Origin of the sequence: Rubrobacter taiwanensis (assembly GCF_004337705.1) — a bacterium.
In the GTDB taxonomy this organism is placed as follows: domain Bacteria; phylum Actinomycetota; class Rubrobacteria; order Rubrobacterales; family Rubrobacteraceae; genus Rubrobacter_C; species Rubrobacter_C taiwanensis.
Genome location: NZ_SKBU01000014.1, coordinates 81,051 through 96,588, shown reverse-complemented (window position 1 = coordinate 96,588; position 15,538 = coordinate 81,051). Strand labels below are relative to the sequence as shown.

Genomic DNA, 15,538 nt, shown 5'->3' with positions numbered 1-15,538 from the left:
CGATATTTTGCATCTGTGCGCTTCTACGCTTTTAGAATATCCGCTCTCTGGCGGAGAGGTGGGGCTCGCTCTGGCATGAGGTGTGAGGATGCTATAGAATCCGTACGTCCTTTAAGAGCGGTTACATGGAGGGATGGGGAAGATGAGTTCTGTCTCACGGGGCTTGCTCGCGTTGATCATTTCGTCTGCCGCGATGCTTGTTGCAGCGTTCCTTGCTGCATCTGCGGGTGCGGATTCGGGGGAGCGGGAGTACGTACTCATCGCGCGCGAGGAATCCCTGCCGCCCGGTCTGCAGCAGAGGGTCGAGGAGGCCGGCGGCACGGTGGTTGATGCCATACCGGAGATAGGGGCTGCGGTCGTGCGCTCCGGAGACGCGGGCTTCGCCGAGAGGGCTTCGGGGATCCGGGGCGTCCGGGCGGTGGTCCCGGACATCGAGATCCGGTGGATAGAGCCCGAGCATCGGGGAGTGGCTGCCCGGATCGGCGACCCGCCGGCCAGCGGGGCCGAAGACCCGTACTTCGATCTGCAGTGGGGTCACGCTGCGGTCGATGCCGTCCGGGCCTGGGCCGCTGGCGGGCGCGGGGCCGGGGTGCGGGTAGCGGTGCTCGATTCCGGGATAGACCGGCAGCACCCCGATCTCGCCCCCAATCTCAACGAGGAGCTCAGTGCCTCCTTCGTTCCCGGCGAGGATTACTATGTGCGGCCCGGTGTGTACTTCAACCACGGCACGCACGTGGCCGGGACCCTCGCTGCGGCCGAGAACGGCGAGGGGGTGATAGGTGTGGCGCCGGAGGCCGAGATAGTGGCCGTGAAGGTGCTCTCCGAGTTTACCGGCAGCGGCACCTTCTCCGGTGTGGCGCAGGGCATCGTCTACGCCGCCAACATAGACTCCGATATCATCAACATGAGCCTCGGGGGTGTGTTGCCCTCGCGCGGGGGGTACTGCGTCGAGGGCGACTGCGTGAGCGCGCGTGAGATCTCCGAGCTCGTCAACCTGATGAAGCGCGCCACCGGCTACGCTTACCGGGAGGGCACGACGATCATCGCCTCGGCCGGCAACAGCTCTTTCGACCGTGACCGGGACGGGTCTCAGACCGTGCTGCCCGCGGACCTGCCGAACGTCATTAGCATCTCCGCTACCGGTCCTAACGGCTGGGCGCTCGATCCGGATACGGACCTCGATCTGCCGGCCTTCTACACCAACTACGGCCGTTCGGCGATAGACCTCGCCGCTCCCGGCGGCAACGTCGATTCCAACCTGCGGGAGTCTGGGCGGGTCTGCACCGTCGCCGGGGTGACCGATGAGTGCTGGCGTTTCGATCTGGTGTACAGCGCCATCTCCGGCGGTTGGGGCTGGGCGGCCGGGACCAGCATGGCCGCTCCGCATGCCTCGGGCGTTGCGGCGATCGTTATCGCCCGGAACGGCGGCCAGATGCACCCCTCGCAGGTCGAAACCGCTCTGCGGCGGTCCGCCGACGATCTGGGCGAGCCGGGCAGGGATCCCTACTACGGTCACGGCCGGGTCAACGCCGCGCGGTGAGCTTTCGGAGCGCTCCGTTTGACACGGCGGGCGGTGTAGTTTACACCATTGCGGGTTGTGTCAAGCTCAGCGCGAGGAGGGGATGATGCCCGGCTCGACAGCCGTGATCGCGCACCGGGGCTCTTCGGCGGCGGAGCCGGAGAACACCATGCGCGCCTTTAGGGCCGCTGATGCGGCGGGTGCGGATCTCATCGAGCTGGATGTGCGGGTGAGCCGGGACGGGGTGCCGGTCGTGGTTCACGACGCCGGTCTCGGCAGCGGGGCCGGAAGAGCTTCCGTCTCCGAGCTCTCGTGCGAGGAGATATCCGCTCGCCGGCCGGAGCCCCGGATCCCGGAGCTTGAGGAGGTGCTCTGCTGGGCCCGGAGCCGGATAGAGACCTATCTGGAGCTGAAGGCGACGGGTGTTGCAAGCTCGGTCGTGCGGCTGGTGAGCGAGCTGGAGATGCAGGATCAGGTACTCATCGGCTCCTTCCATCCGTCGGAGGTGGCCCGGGTGCGGGAGCTGGATTCCGGCCTCCCCACCTCAGTGCTCTCGGCGCATACGGACCCGGGGCAGGTTCTGCGCCTCGGAGAGCGGCTGGGCGCAAACTACGTGCACCTCTGCTGGGAGAGGGCGCATCCCGAACCGCACCGGCTGCTAGGGCAGGGCCTTGTCGAAGCGGCGCGGCGGTCTGGTATGGGGGTCATCCTGTGGCAGGAAGACCGCCGGAGGGTGCTGGAGCGGCTCCTGGAGTACGAGCCGGACGGGATCTGCACTAACGTGCCGGAGAGGCTCGTTGCGGTGAGGGAGGAGTACCGGAAGACCCGTAAGGCGACCCGGAGCGGCGGTGTTGCGCCTGTAGCGTAACCGCCCCGGGCCCCGACCGTCTGCTGCTATAATCCCTCTAGCCGTTGCATGCGAGAGTGGTGGAATGGTAGACACGCTAGATTTAGGATCTAGTGCCCTTTGTGGCGTGCGGGTTCAAATCCCGCCTCTCGCACTCAAGCGGGTCGGGTAAGTTCGAGAAGAGTTGGAGTATATGTCGGTCAACGTTACGAAGCTCGAAGACAACAAGGTCAGGATGGACGTGGAGGTCGCGCCTGAGCAGGTTCAGAAGGGCGTGGAGGCCAAGGTCCGGGAGCTTGCCAGGAAGATCCGGGTTCCCGGCTTTCGTCCGGGCAAGGCTCCGCGCCGCGTCATCGAGAGTCATCTCGGGCGGGACTACATCTTCATGGAGGCTCTTCAGGACAGTCTGCCGAACTGGTATTCGGATGCGGTGCTGAAGAGCCGGCTGCGCCCGATAGACCGGCCGGAGATCTCCTTCGACAGTCCGCCGGAGGAGGGTAAGAGCTTCAAGTTCTCGGCGACCGTCGAGGTGCGGCCCGAGGCCCGCCTCGGCGAGTACAAGGGCGTGGAGGTTCCCAGGCGGAAGGTCGAGGTCTCCGATGAGGACGTGGACCGGCAGCTGGAGGAGTTCCGGAACCAGTTTGCGACTCTGGCGGCGGTCGAGGACCGGCCCGTGCGGGAGGGCGACTTCGTCATCCTGGACTTCAAGGGTGAGCGGATGGCCGGAGGTCCTGTAGAGGGGGCCGAGGCCGAGGACTACATGCTGGAGGTTGGCCGGGGCGAGTTTCTAGAGGAGTTCGAGAAGAATCTTGTCGGGATGAACGCCGGGGAGCGCAAGCAGTTCGGCGTCACCTTCCCGATGGATTACCGGGACGAGTCGCTGCGCGGGCAGTCGGTGCTCTTCAGGGTGCACGTCAAGGAGATCAAGGAGCGCGACCTGCCGCCGCTCGACGACGAGTTCGCCATGGAGGCGAGCGAGTTCGACACTCTGGAGGAGTTTCGGGGCGCCATCCGGGAGCAGCTGGAGGAAGCTGCGCGGAGGCAGGCCGAGGGCGAGTTCCGCGCCCGGGTGCTGGACGTGGTGGCGGCGAACGCCGAGGTCGAGGTGCCCGAGGTAATGGTGGAAGACCGGGTGCGGGAGATGGTCGAGAGCTTCGAGCGCAACGTGCAGGCGCAGGGCATAAAGCCCGAGCAGTACTACCAGATCGCGCAGACCACCCGCGAGGAGGTCGCCCGGCAGGCCCGGCCGGACGCCGAGGACGTGGTTCGGAAGGAGCTCGTGCTGGACGCGGTGGTCCGGGCGGAGGACATCCGGGTCGAGGAGTCAGAGGTTGTGCACGAGATAGAGCATCTGGCCGAGGACTCCGGGCGCGATGTGAACGAGCTTGTCGAGAGCATGAAGAAGAACGGGACCTTCCAGCTGCTGGAAGAGGAGATCGCCCGGCGCAAAGCGCTGGACTTTCTGGCCGAGAACGCCATCCCGACGGAGTTAGAGGAAGAGGAGGCCGAAGAGGCAGAAGCTGAGGCGGCCGAGAGCGGAGAGGAGCAGGAGCGGTGAGCCACTACGATCCCCTGGGGGTCATCCCCTACGTCATCGAGCAGAGCCCGCGCGGCGAGCGGGCCATGGACATCTACTCCCGGCTGCTGAAGGACCGGATCATCTTCCTCGGCACGCCCATAGACGACCAGGTGGCCAACTCGGTCATGGCGCAGCTGTTGCACCTGGAGAGCGAGGACCCCGAGCAGGACATCAACATCTACATCAACTCTCCGGGCGGCAGTGTGCACGCGGGGCTTGCGATCTACGACACGATGCAGTTCGTCAGGCCCGACATCGTGACGACGGCGCTGGGCATGGCCGCCTCGATGGGGGCGTTCCTGCTCGCCGCCGGCACGAAGGGCAAGCGCAACGCGCTGCCGAACACGAGGATACTGCTGCACCAGCCGCACGTGGGCGGTATCGCCGGACAGGCCTCCGATGTGGAGATCCACGCCCGGGAGCTCATCGCGACCAAGAAGCGGCTCAACCAGATCCTGGCCGAGCACACCGGCCAGCCCTACGAGAAGATCGAGCGCGACACCGACCGCGACTACATCATGGGCCCCGAGGAGGCCATTGAGTACGGTGTTATAGACAACATCGTCCGGAGTCACTAGAGGAGGGGAAAGAGAGAGCGTTGGACGCGAAAGCTGAGGCAGGGAGGCCGTGATGAGGGATCCGTCCGAGCAGCTGCAGTGCTCTTTCTGTGGCAAGAGCCAGCGGCAAGTCCGCAAGCTGATCGCCGGTCCCGGAGTCTACATCTGCGACGAGTGCATCGAGCTTTGTAACGAGATAATCGACGAAGAGTTCAGCGGCCCCGAGGTCCTCAGCGACGACGACCTCCCCAAGCCCCGGGAGATCAACCGCATCCTCAACGAGTACGTGATCGGGCAGGAGGAGGCGAAGAAGATCCTCTCTGTTGCGGTCTACAACCACTACAAGCGCATCGGCATGGGTGCCGAGGCCAGCGACGGCACCGAGCTGCAGAAGTCCAACATCTTGCTGATCGGGCCGACCGGCAGCGGCAAGACGCTGCTGGCTCAGACGCTGGCCAAGATCCTCAACGTTCCGTTCGCGATAGCCGACGCCACGGCGCTGACCGAGGCCGGGTACGTCGGCGAGGACGTCGAGAACATCCTGCTCAAGCTCATTCAGGCGGCGGACTTCGACGTCAAGCGGGCCGAGACGGGGATCATCTACATAGACGAGATAGACAAGATCGCCCGCAAGTCCGACAACCCCTCGATCACCCGCGACGTGTCGGGCGAGGGTGTGCAGCAGGCGCTGCTCAAGATCCTTGAGGGCACGGTGGCGAGCGTGCCGCCGCAGGGCGGGCGCAAGCATCCGCATCAGGACTTCCTGCAGATAGACACCAAGAACATCCTCTTCATCTGCGGGGGAGCCTTCGGCGGGCTGGAGGAGATAATCCGGCAACGCATCGGCAAGAAGAGCATCGGTTTCGGCAGCGACGTCTCGCAGCGCCTGGAGGAGGACCCTGGGGCGGTCTTCCAGCACGTGCTGCCGGAGGATCTGTTGAAGTACGGTCTGATCCCGGAGTTCGTGGGGCGTCTGCCCGTGATCTCGACGCTGCGCGGGCTCAGCCGGGATGATCTGGTCCGCATACTCACCGAGCCCAAGAACGCTCTGGTGCGGCAGTACCGGCAGTTTTTGCGCTACGACAAGGTGGATCTCGCGTTCACCGACGAGGCTCTGCAGGCCATCGCCGATCTGGCACTGGACCGGGGTACCGGGGCCCGGGGCCTGCGCAGCATCATGGAGGAGACATTGTTGCCGACCATGTACGAGCTCCCGAGCCGGTCGGACGTGGTCAAGTGCGTGGTGGATGCGGACACGGTCCTGGAGGGCGTGCAGCCGACCCTCATCACGAGCAGCGGCAGCGGCAAGTACACCTACGACGAGAGCGCGTGAGCGGATCGGTTCCGGACATACCCAAGGTCTACGATCCGCGGGAGGCCGAGGAGCGCTGGTACGGGGAGTGGGAGCGCAGCGGCGCGTTTGAGGCCGAGGTCAGGCCTGAGCGGAAGCCCTACACTATCGTCATGCCGCCGCCCAACGTCACGGGTGCGCTGCACATGGGGCACGCCCTCAACATGACCATTCAGGACACCCTCATCCGGCGGGCGCGTATGAAGGGCTACGAGGCTCTGTGGCTGCCCGGTGTGGATCACGCCTCCATCGCGGTTCAGAACGTCGTCGAGCGCAAGCTGGTGCGCGAGGAGGGCAAGAGCCGCTGGGATCTGGGACGCGAGGAGTTCGTGGAGCGGTGCCGGGAGTTCGCCGAGGAGTCGCGCTCCCAGATACTGGGGCAGCTCAAGCGGCTCGGGGCGTCGGTGGACTGGCGCCGGCTGCGCTACACCATGGATGAACGGTACGTGGACGCGGTGCTCACGACGTTCATCGAGCTGTACGATGCGGGTCTCGTCTACCGCGGCAACCGCATAACCAACTGGTGCCCGCGCGACCGCTCCGCCATCAGCGACCTGGAGGTCAACTACGAGGAGCATCGGGGGAAGCTATACGGCATCCGCTACCCGTTCGCGGACGGTAAGGGGCCCGGGCCGGACGGCAAGAGCTATGCGGAGGTCTTCTCGACCCGGCCGGAGACGATGCTGGGCGACGTGGCGCTGGTCGTACATCCGGAGGATGAGCGCTACGGAGACCTCGTGGGGCGGCGGGTCACGGTCCCGTTCGTCGAGCGGGAGATCGGGATCTACGCCGACGAGCATGTAGACCCCGGGTTCGGCACGGGCGTGCTGAAGGTTACTCCGGCACATGATCCCAACGACTTCGAGATCGCGGGCAGGATCGGCCTGGAGCCGGTGAACATTCTGAACCCGGACGGCACCATCAACGAGAACGGCGGGCCGTTCGCGGATATGAGCCGGGAGGAAGCCCGCCGGGCGGTCGTGGAGCGGCTCGAAGAGCGGGGGCTGCTCGGGGAGGTGCGGGACTACACCTTCCGCGTCGGAACCTGCGATCGGTGCGGCACGGTCATCGAGCCATGGCTTACCGAGCAGTGGTGGGTCTCCATGAAGCCGCTCGCGGAGCCGGCCATAGAGGCGCTAAAGTCGGGAAAGATAAAGGTCTATCCCGACACCTGGCGGCAGGAGACGATCCGGTGGCTGGAGAACATTCACGACTGGAACATCAGCCGCCAGCTCTGGTGGGGGCACCGCATACCCGTCTGGTACGGCCCCGGCGGCGAGGTGGTGGCCGCCCGGGAGGCTCCCGGCGAGGGCTTCGAGCAGGACCCGGACATCCTGGACACCTGGTTCTCCAGCGGGCTGTGGCCCTTCGCCACTTTGGGCTGGCCGGAGGAGACGGAGGATCTCCGGTACTTCTATCCGACGCAGCTTCTGTCCACGGCGCGCGAGATCATGTACCTCTGGGTGGCACGCATGATCATGCTGGGGTTGCGCTTCCGGGGCGAGGTGCCGTTCGAGAAGGTGAACGTGCACTCCATCGTGCTGGCCGAGGACGGCACGAAGATGAGCAAGTCCAAGGGGAACGTCATAAACCCGCTGGACCTCTTCGACCGGTACGGTACGGACGCCGTCAGGTTCGGGCTTCTGCACCAGTCCTCGACCCAGGACTTCGCCTACTCTTACGAGCGGGCCGAGATGGGGCGCAGCTTCATCACCAAGCTCTGGAACATTATGCGCTTCATCCTGAGCTACGAGGGGCCGGGGGAAGACGAGGGTGCCGAGCCCTCCTGCGCCGACCGCTGGATCCTGGCCGAGTTCAACCGGGTGGCGCGGGAGTACGATGAGCTGCTGGAGGAGTGCGAGTTCTCGGAGGCCGCCCGGCTCATCTACGGCTTTGCCTGGCACGAGTTCGCCGACTGGTACGTGGAGATAGCCAAGGTCGCCCCGACGCCGCGCACTCCCGGCATCCTGCGCGCGGTCTTCTCCGGCGTTCTGCGGCTGCTGCACCCGATGATGCCTTTCGCGACCGAGGAGATGAACGACCGGCTGGGCGGCGACGGACTGCTGGTGCGGCAGGAGTTCCCGGCCTACGATCCGGCTCTGGAAGACGAGGAGGCGGTCGAGATCATGTCCCGGACCCGGAACGCCGTGCGGGCGGTGCGCTCGTTCCGCTCAGAGGCGAACGCCGGGGGCGAGCTGGAGGGGCGTATTGCCGGCGGGGCCGCCGTAGAGCGCGCGGTGTTCGAGTCTCTGAGTGGCGTGCGCCTCTCCGAGCGTCCGGCGGGCGCGGCCACCGCCACGCTGAACGCCGGAGACGTGGTCGTCGAGCTGGCACTCCCGGAAGATCTGGTCCGCAGCGAGACGCGGCGTCTTGAGAAGGAGATCTCGCGCCTTGAGGGCGAGGTGGCCCGTTCGCAGAAGAAGCTGGCGAACGAGAAGTTCGTCGAGCGGGCCCCGGCCGGGGTGGTCGCTGCCGAGCGGGAGAAACTGGCGAGCAACGCCGGGCTTCTGGAGAAGCTGCGCTCCCGGCTTGGAGAGTACCGGTAGCCTTTGTTCACGGGAGCTTGCAGCTACGAGGCCGTCTGCGGGGAGCTGGACCGCAGACGGTTCATCACCATGGGACTGGACCGCACCCGGCGGCTGCTGAGGCTGCTGGGAGATCCGCAGCGGAGGTTCAGGAGCATCCAGGTCGTCGGCACCAACGGCAAGGGGACCGCGGCGGTCGTGGCAGCCGGGGCGCTGGAGGCCACGGGGGTGGTCGCCGGGGCATATCTCTCTCCGCACGTGAACTCGTACACCGAGCGCGTCCTGCTGGGCGACGGTTTCATCTCCGAGGAGGAGTTCGCCCAGGGTGTGGGTGAGGTTATCCGGCTGGCCGATCGCCACGGGATCCCGGCGTCGCAGTTCGAACTGCTCACCGCCGGGGCGATGAAGCTCTTCGCCGACCGGGGTCTGGAGTGGGCCGTGCTGGAGGCCGGGCTCGGGGCCCGCTACGACGCCACCTCTGCCGGCGAGTCTGAGCTGCTGGTGCTCACGAACGTGAGTCTGGACCACACCCAGCAGCTCGGAGAGACCGTGGAGGAGATCGCCCGGGAGAAGTTGGCTCCGCTGACGAAGGGTATGGTGCTCCTGCTCGGGACCGCCGACGGGCGGGTGGTGAGGATCGCGCGCGAGCTCTGCGAGCGCACCGGAGCGGAGCTTGCGGGGGTGTGTGCGGAGAGCGCGGGGCCGGAGGAGCTCGCCGGCTACCAGCGGCGCTCGGCTGCGCTTGGCCTCCGGGCCGCCGAGCTCGCGCTGGGCCGAAAGCTCGCTCCGGACGAGCGGGCGCGGGCGATCCGGGTGGTGCGGCTGCTTCCGGCGCGCTTCGAGGTGCGCCGGTGCGGCGGCGTGCCGGTTGTTGTCGACGGAGGACACAACCCGGCCGGCATCCGGGCCGCCCTCGCGGCCGTACGGGAGCGGTTCTGTGGGCGGCCCCTGACGGTCGTCTTCGGCGTGCTGCAGGACAAAGACATAGCGAGTATGCTCGATCCCCTGCGGGAGGGTGCGGATTCGCTCTATCTCGTGGAGCCCCCGAGCGAGCGCGCCGCCGATCCGGAGTGGGTCGGCCGGACCTTCGATCCCCGGGACTCGGCGGGCCGCCCCGGACGGATAGAGCGGGATGTGGCGGCGGCTCTTAGATCGGCCGTGTCCGAGGCGCAGGTGAGCGGGGGGGTTGTGCTGGTTACGGGATCTTTGTACACTTGCGCGCGGGCCCGGGAGGTGTTGTGAGAGAGGTGCTGAACCGCAAGTTCGCCGTGTTGCTGCTGGCAGTAGCCGGTTTGTCCTTCGTTTTCGGCTACGCCTTCGTCAGGGCTGCGATGGGGTAGTCGGGTTTGGCGTTCCTGCAGCAGGACACCGACCCCTTCCAGCTCATCGGCGATATTCTAGGCAGCCCGCTGCTGCGGCTCTTCCTGCAGCTCATGGGGCTGTTCATCGTCGTGCTCTGGCTCTCGCTCGTCTACTGGACGTATGTGGACGCCTCGCGCCGGGGGGCGGTGAAGATATATTGGGCCCTGATCGCGCTCATCTTCCCATTCGTCGGCACCCTCATCTACCTCATCGTTCGGCCGCCGGAGTACCTTCTGGACTCCCGGGAGCGCGAGCTGGAGCTGGCCGTGCTGGAGCGGGAGCTGAGGCATCAGATACAGGTCTGCCCGAGCTGCCGGGCTATGGTGGAGCGGGATTTTTTGATCTGTCCCGAGTGCGGCCGGCAGCTCAAGAAGCCGTGTATCAACTGCTCCCGGGCGATCAACCTCGAGTGGGAGGTCTGTCCCTACTGCGCCCGGGAGCAGCGGGGGCGCAACACCCGCCGCGTACAGCTGGAGAACCGACCGTACGAGAAGGAGTAGGTTTGGAAGAGACTCTGGTGTTGGTCAAGGGCGATGGTGTGAAGCGGCGGCTGATCGGGGAGATCATCCGTCGCATAGAGGATAAGGGGCTCTACATCCGGGACCTCAGGATGATGAGCGTGAGCCGCGAGCTCGCCGAGGAGCACTACGCCGAGCACCGGGAGAAGCCCTTCTTCGAGGAGCTGGTGGAGTTCATCACCTCCACGCCCGTTGTGGCGATGCGGGTCGGCGGGGACGGAGCGGTCAAGGCCGTGCGCAACCTCATGGGAGCCACCAACCCGGCCGAGGCGGCTCCGGGGACCATCCGGGGCGACCTGGCTCTGAGCATGCCGGACAACCTGGTTCACGGCTCCGACTCTCCCGAGAACGCCGAGCGCGAGATCCGGCTCTTCTTCGGCGAGTAGAGCAGGCCTTGCGGTTCATACTCGCTTCGGAGTCGCCCCGCCGGGTGGACCTCCTCCGCCAGGCGGGGTTCGATTTCGAGGTACAGAAGAGCGGCTATCCGGAGGTCTTGCTCGAAGATCCGGTCGGGACGGTGCGTTCGAACGCTCTGGGCAAGGCCCGCAAGGTAGCCCTTGCGCATCCCGGACGGGTGGTGCTCGGAGCCGACACGGTCGTGTATATTCCCGGAGAGCGGGTGCTCGGGCAGGCTACCGGTGAGCGGGACGTCCGCAGGATGCTGGGAATGTTGCGGGGGCGCTGGCACGAGGTGTACTCTGGGGTCGCCGTGGCCCGGGGGGAGGACGTCAGGGTCGGGTATCTCGGGACCCGGGTGAAGATGCGGGAGCTGGAGGAGGAAGAGTTCGAGGCGTACGTGGCTCTCGGAGAAGGTGTCGGAAAGGCCGGGGGCTACGCGATACAGGGGAGGGCTGCCCTCTTCGTGGAGGAGATCCGGGGCGACTACACCAATGTGGTGGGACTGCCGCTGGTGCTCGCAAGCCGGTTGCTCAAGGGTTACGGGGTGCGTTGGTACGGCAGCGCCGCTACACGATAAAAGAGCTGCCGCCCGAGCTGCGGCCGCGGGAGAGGCTCCTGGCTGAGGGGCCGGAGGCGCTCTCCAGCGCGGAGCTGCTGGGACTGCTCTTCGGCATCGGGAGCCGGGAGAAGACCGCGGTAGAGCTGGCGCAGCAGGTCATCTCCGACAGCGGCGGGTTGCACGGTCTCTACGGTGTTTCGGCGCACGAGCTGATGCAGGTCAACGGCATCGGGGAGGCCAAGGCGTGCATAATCCTGGCCGCGGTCGAACTCGGCAAGCGGGTCGCCCGGGTTCGCAACCCCGAACGCCCCGTGGTATCATCGCCAGCGGACGTAGACGAGCTTTTGAGAGGCAGGATAGCCAACGCGGACCGGGAGAACTTCATCGCCGTGCTGCTCAACACGAAGAATGAAGTGATCGGGAGCCCGGTCATCTCGGTTGGCACCGTCTCCGAAGCCCTCGTCCATCCCCGGGAGGTCTTCAAGCCGGCGGTTCGGGCCAGCGCCGCGAGCGTGATCCTGGCGCACAACCACCCGACCGGGAGGGTTGAGCCGAGCCGTCAGGACCGGGAGGTGACCCGCCGGCTCGTCGAGGCTTCCGGAATACTGGGAATAGACTTGCTGGACCACGTCATAATAGGTGACGGGTTCTTCTCGATGCGAGAGAACAAGATGCTCTAGCTTCACGCAGGGGCGGAGCTCAGACTCGACAGGCAGGGGCAGGATGTTCGGAGGACTGTTCGGGAGAGACGTAGCTATAGATCTGGGTACGGCGAACACGCTTGTCTTCGTAAAGGGACAGGGCATCGTGCTCTCGGAGCCCTCGGTCGTGGCCATAGACACCAAGACGGAGAAGGTTCTGGCCGTGGGGGCGGCGGCCAAGCGGATGCTGGGGCGCACGCCGGGCAACATCGTGGCGATGCGGCCGCTCAAGGATGGGGTTATCGCGGATTTCGAGGTCACGGAGAAGATGCTCTCCTACTTCATCCGCAAGGTGCAGCCCAACCGGCCGCTGCTGCCGTCCCTGATCGGGCCCCGGGTCGTGGTGTGCGTGCCCTCGGGGGTGACGGGGGTGGAGCTGAGGGCGGTCAAGGAGGCGACCGAGTCGGCCGGAGCGCGCCAGGCGTTCACCATCGAGGAGCCGATGGCCGCCGCCATCGGAGCCGGACTGCCGGTGAACGAGGCGCAGGGCTCCATGATAATAGATATTGGCGGCGGGACGAGCGAGGTGGCCGTGATCTCGCTCGGAGGGATCGTAACCAAGTCCTCCATCCGCATCGCCGGCGACGAGATAGACGACGCCATCGCCACCTATATTCAGCGGGAGTACAAGCTCGCCATCGGGACTCAGACGGCGGAACAGCTCAAGATCGAGCTGGGCAGCGCCTTCCCGCTGCCGGAGGAGGAGTCGGCCGAGATCAGGGGCCGGGATCTGGTGACCGGGTTGCCCAAAACGGTGGTCATTACGAGCGAGGAGATCCGGGAGGCCGTGAGCGTGCAGGTGGACGCCATCGTGGCGGCGGTGAAGGACACGCTCGACCGCACGCCGCCCGAGCTGGCCTCGGATATTATGGACCGGGGGATGGTGCTCGCCGGCGGTGGAGCGCTGCTGCGGCTCCTGGACGAACGGTTGCGGCGGGAGACCGGGATTCCGGTGCATGTGGCTGATGATCCGCTGATGTGCGTGGCGATCGGATCCGGCCGCTCGCTGGAGGAGATGGAGTACTACCAGAGCGCGCTCTCTTCCAACTGATCTATGGGGCGGCGCAAGACTAGTAGCCCAGGGGGGCTTGCGGCCTTCGCCATACTCGCGGTCGTGTGTCTGATCCTGTTCACCGTATACGTGAAGGAGGATCCGGACTCCGGGCCGCTGCACACCGTGCAGCTCGGGGCGATGGAGGTTTTGCGGCCCGTGCACGGTGTGGTGGGAGCGCTCGCCTGGCCGTTCCAGACGGTCGGGGGCTACGTTCAGGGCGCCTTCGGCGCGGCCGAGCGCGAGGCACAGCTGGAAGAGGAGCTCATGCGCTACAGGGAGCAGGCCGCGGAGAACGCCCGGCTGGTGCAGGAGAACCAGCGGCTGCGCGAGATGCTGGACGGTCAGCGCGCCGGTTACGAGTACTCGCCGCTGGCGCGGGTGATCGCTCCGGTGGGCGGGCAGTTCGCAAACCGGATCGTGATCAACGTCGGGTCCGAGGACGGGGTGAAGCCCGAGCAGCCCGTGGTGGTCGGGAACAACACGCTCGTCGGGCGCACCACCGAGAGGGTGACGCCGAACACGGCCGAGGTGATGCTCATAACCGATCAGGCGTTCGCCGCCGGGGTGACGACCGTGCCCCCGGCGAGTTTCGACCGGAGCACCGGTGAGGTGCAGCCTCCCGAGGATGAGGGGGTGGTCTACGGGGAGGGACTGCTCCAGACGAGCTGGGAGGGATCGCTCGGGATAGACTACGTAGAGCTCAGTGACCGGGTGGAGAAGGACGACTACGTGATCACGAGCGGCCGGGCCGGGGAGCGCGAGCTGCTCTTCCCGCCGGGGCTCTTCGTCGGTACGGTGGCGTCGGTCAGCTCCCAGGACCTGGATCAGTACAAGAAGATCGTGGTCTCACCCGCGGTAAACCCCGATGCTCTACGGGAAGTGAGGGTGATTATTGATTGGTGAGGCTGCTCCCTACCCCGTGGGCCGCTCTCCTGGTCGCTTTCGCCGCCGTTCTGGAGGTCGCCGTCGCTCCGTATCTCACCCTGGGCTATGCCGCTCCCCGGTTCATGATCATCGGGATAGTCTTCGCCGCTGCGGGGCTGCGGGATCTGCAGGGGATACTGGTGGGATTCTTCGGCGGCGTGCTCACGGACGCGCTGGGCGGCGGGCTTTTCGGGACGCACGCGCTGGCGGGGCTGGTGGCTGCGTTCCTGGCGGTGCGCTCCGGGGTTGGGTTCAGGAAGTACAACACGCGCCTTACCCTCGTTTTCGTGGTGATGCTCGCGGTCGCGGCATTTGACATCATAGGGATTACGGCGTTAAATCTCTCAGGGTACGGGAGCGTGCCGGTTGGGCGGTTTATGGTCGTGGGCGTGATGCCGGACGTGTTGCTCAACGGTCTGCTGGCGTATCTGTTCTGCAGGGTAATGGAGAGGTTCGGCCTGATCGGGTGATCTGAGATGAGCATAACCCGCAGCACGACTACGACCACGCCGCAGGCCGGGGTGAAGCTTCCGGGACGCGGCAGATTCCGGGGTTTGGATCCGGTGCTCATAGCCGCGGCGCTGGCCCTTACGGGGTTCGGGATCTTCGCCGTCTACACCTCTGGGGTGGAGAACGGCCCCTACTACGCTACCAATCAGGCCGCCGGACTCGTGGCCGGCGTAGCCCTGGCCGTGCCGCTGGCCCTGATGGACTACCGGCGTTTGAAGGGCTTCGCCGAGTGGCTCTTCGGGGCGGCCATCGCCATGCTGCTCGCCGTGGCCTTCTTCGGCACGACCATCAACGGAGCGAAGAGCTGGATCGAGCTCGGGCCGTTTCAGGTTCAGCCCTCGGAGTTCGCCAAGCTGCTGATGATAGTCGTGCTGGCGAAGTACCTCTCGGACAATCCCCCCGATAGCTGGGGAACCTTCCTGAAGGCGCTGGGGATCATGATGCTCCCCACCCTGCTCGTCTTCACGCAGCCGGATCTGGGCACGGCGTTGGTCTTCGGCGCGGTCTTCGTCGCCATGGTCTTCGTCGGCGGGGCCCGGCTCTGGCATCTGGGGACGCTCTTCGGGGCGGGTATCGCGGCCTTCGTCGTGGCGCTCAAGTTCAACATTCTGCACGAGTACCAGATCCAGCGCCTCACCGCTTTCCTGCAACCGGAGCTCTCTACAGACCTCAGCTATCAGGTGCTGCAGTCCAAGATAGCCGTGGGCTCCGGAGGGCTCCTGGGCAAGGGACTGGAGGCGAACACGCTCGCCAACCTGGGCTTCCTCCCCGAGGATCACACGGACTTCATCTTCTCCAACCTCGCGGAGCGCACCGGATTCGTGGGGAGCATGATCGTGCTGGCGCTGTTCTTCATCCTGATCTGGCGCATCCTGCGCATCGGCACGGTAGCCCGGGACAAGTTCGGCGTGCTGGTGGCGGTCGGTGTCTCCACGATGTTCGTCTTTCAGGTCTTCGTGAACATCGGGATGGCGCTGGGGATGATGCCGGTGACCGGTCTGCCGCTCCCGCTCGTCAGCTACGGCCGCAGCAGCCTGATCATGAGCGTCATGTCCATCGGGTTGCTCTTGAGCATCGCCATGCGCTCGAAGGCCGGGGGTGCCAGGCACTCCGATCTCTGACCGCACGACGTT

15 protein-coding genes and 1 tRNA gene are annotated in these 15,538 nt (G+C 66.0%); all 16 read left to right on the top strand.

Annotation, left to right across the window (positions count from 1 at the left end; genetic code table 11):
* Positions 1-142 precede the first annotated feature (142 nt).
* The 16 genes from E0L93_RS07390 (at position 143) to rodA (ending at position 15,526) form a co-directional block, all read left to right on the top strand.
* The gene (locus tag E0L93_RS07390; RefSeq protein WP_165874226.1) at positions 143-1,540 is read left to right on the top strand and encodes a S8 family serine peptidase; all 1,398 of its coding nucleotides are present in this window, start codon (positions 143-145) and stop codon (positions 1,538-1,540) included.
* A gap of 85 nt (positions 1,541-1,625) precedes the next feature.
* On the top strand, positions 1,626-2,387 hold the full coding sequence (locus tag E0L93_RS07385) for a glycerophosphodiester phosphodiesterase (protein ID WP_165874225.1): 762 nt from the start codon (positions 1,626-1,628) through the stop codon (positions 2,385-2,387).
* A 50-nt stretch (positions 2,388-2,437) separates the two neighbouring features.
* Positions 2,438-2,520: transfer RNA gene (locus tag E0L93_RS07380), tRNA-Leu, on the top strand.
* 39 nt (positions 2,521-2,559) lie between these two features.
* On the top strand, positions 2,560-3,924 hold the full coding sequence (tig, locus tag E0L93_RS07375; RefSeq protein WP_132690491.1) for a trigger factor: 1,365 nt from the start codon (positions 2,560-2,562) through the stop codon (positions 3,922-3,924).
* Positions 3,921-4,523, top strand: a complete 603-nt coding sequence (locus E0L93_RS07370; RefSeq protein ID WP_132690489.1) for an ATP-dependent Clp protease proteolytic subunit — start codon at positions 3,921-3,923, stop codon at positions 4,521-4,523. Before tig ends, E0L93_RS07370 begins: the two co-directional genes overlap by 4 nt.
* A gap of 52 nt (positions 4,524-4,575) precedes the next feature.
* Complete coding sequence (clpX, locus tag E0L93_RS07365; RefSeq protein WP_132690487.1) at positions 4,576-5,835, top strand: ATP-dependent Clp protease ATP-binding subunit ClpX; 1,260 nt, start codon at positions 4,576-4,578, stop codon at positions 5,833-5,835.
* On the top strand, positions 5,832-8,399 hold the full coding sequence (locus tag E0L93_RS07360) for a valine--tRNA ligase (protein ID WP_207890372.1): 2,568 nt from the start codon (positions 5,832-5,834) through the stop codon (positions 8,397-8,399). The genes clpX and E0L93_RS07360 overlap by 4 nt, the downstream gene beginning before the upstream one ends.
* Before the next feature lie 3 nt (positions 8,400-8,402).
* The gene (locus E0L93_RS07355) at positions 8,403-9,620 is read left to right on the top strand and encodes a bifunctional folylpolyglutamate synthase/dihydrofolate synthase (RefSeq protein ID WP_132690483.1); all 1,218 of its coding nucleotides are present in this window, start codon (positions 8,403-8,405) and stop codon (positions 9,618-9,620) included.
* 104 nt (positions 9,621-9,724) lie between these two features.
* Entirely contained in the window at positions 9,725-10,240 is a 516-nt protein-coding gene (locus tag E0L93_RS07350; protein ID WP_132690481.1) for a double zinc ribbon domain-containing protein, read from the top strand.
* A gap of 2 nt (positions 10,241-10,242) precedes the next feature.
* Positions 10,243-10,644 carry a nucleoside-diphosphate kinase gene (gene ndk, locus E0L93_RS07345; protein WP_132690479.1) on the top strand — a complete coding sequence of 134 codons (402 nt, stop codon included), beginning with the start codon at positions 10,243-10,245 and terminating at the stop codon, positions 10,642-10,644.
* An 8-nt stretch (positions 10,645-10,652) separates the two neighbouring features.
* Complete coding sequence (locus E0L93_RS07340) at positions 10,653-11,234, top strand: Maf family protein (protein WP_132690477.1); 582 nt, start codon at positions 10,653-10,655, stop codon at positions 11,232-11,234.
* A complete protein-coding gene (radC, locus tag E0L93_RS07335) occupies positions 11,207-11,896 on the top strand; it encodes a RadC family protein (RefSeq protein ID WP_132690475.1) in 690 nt (229 codons plus the stop codon). Before E0L93_RS07340 ends, radC begins: the two co-directional genes overlap by 28 nt.
* 43 nt (positions 11,897-11,939) lie before the next feature.
* Positions 11,940-12,968, top strand: a complete 1,029-nt coding sequence (locus E0L93_RS07330; protein WP_132690473.1) for a rod shape-determining protein — start codon at positions 11,940-11,942, stop codon at positions 12,966-12,968.
* A 3-nt stretch (positions 12,969-12,971) separates the two neighbouring features.
* The gene (gene mreC / locus E0L93_RS07325; RefSeq protein ID WP_132690471.1) at positions 12,972-13,874 is read left to right on the top strand and encodes a rod shape-determining protein MreC; all 903 of its coding nucleotides are present in this window, start codon (positions 12,972-12,974) and stop codon (positions 13,872-13,874) included.
* Positions 13,871-14,365 carry a rod shape-determining protein MreD gene (gene mreD, locus E0L93_RS07320; protein WP_165874224.1) on the top strand — a complete coding sequence of 165 codons (495 nt, stop codon included), beginning with the start codon at positions 13,871-13,873 and terminating at the stop codon, positions 14,363-14,365. Before mreC ends, mreD begins: the two co-directional genes overlap by 4 nt.
* A gap of 6 nt (positions 14,366-14,371) precedes the next feature.
* Positions 14,372-15,526 carry a rod shape-determining protein RodA gene (rodA, locus tag E0L93_RS07315; RefSeq protein ID WP_132690467.1) on the top strand — a complete coding sequence of 385 codons (1,155 nt, stop codon included), beginning with the start codon at positions 14,372-14,374 and terminating at the stop codon, positions 15,524-15,526.
* Positions 15,527-15,538 lie beyond the last annotated feature (12 nt).

What these genes read in the sequence shown, in the direction of transcription:
- E0L93_RS07390 (WP_165874226.1), top strand. Translation starts at nt 143, where the DNA reads ATGAGTTCTGTCTCACGGGGCTTGCTCGCGTTGATCATTTCGTCTGCC.
- E0L93_RS07385 (WP_165874225.1), top strand. Translation starts at nt 1,626, where the DNA reads ATGCCCGGCTCGACAGCCGTGATCGCGCACCGGGGCTCTTCGGCGGCG.
- tig (WP_132690491.1), top strand. Translation starts at nt 2,560, where the DNA reads ATGTCGGTCAACGTTACGAAGCTCGAAGACAACAAGGTCAGGATGGAC.
- clpX (WP_132690487.1), top strand. Translation starts at nt 4,576, where the DNA reads ATGAGGGATCCGTCCGAGCAGCTGCAGTGCTCTTTCTGTGGCAAGAGC.
- E0L93_RS07330 (WP_132690473.1), top strand. Translation starts at nt 11,940, where the DNA reads ATGTTCGGAGGACTGTTCGGGAGAGACGTAGCTATAGATCTGGGTACG.
- mreC (WP_132690471.1), top strand. Translation starts at nt 12,972, where the DNA reads ATGGGGCGGCGCAAGACTAGTAGCCCAGGGGGGCTTGCGGCCTTCGCC.
- rodA (WP_132690467.1), top strand. Translation starts at nt 14,372, where the DNA reads ATGAGCATAACCCGCAGCACGACTACGACCACGCCGCAGGCCGGGGTG.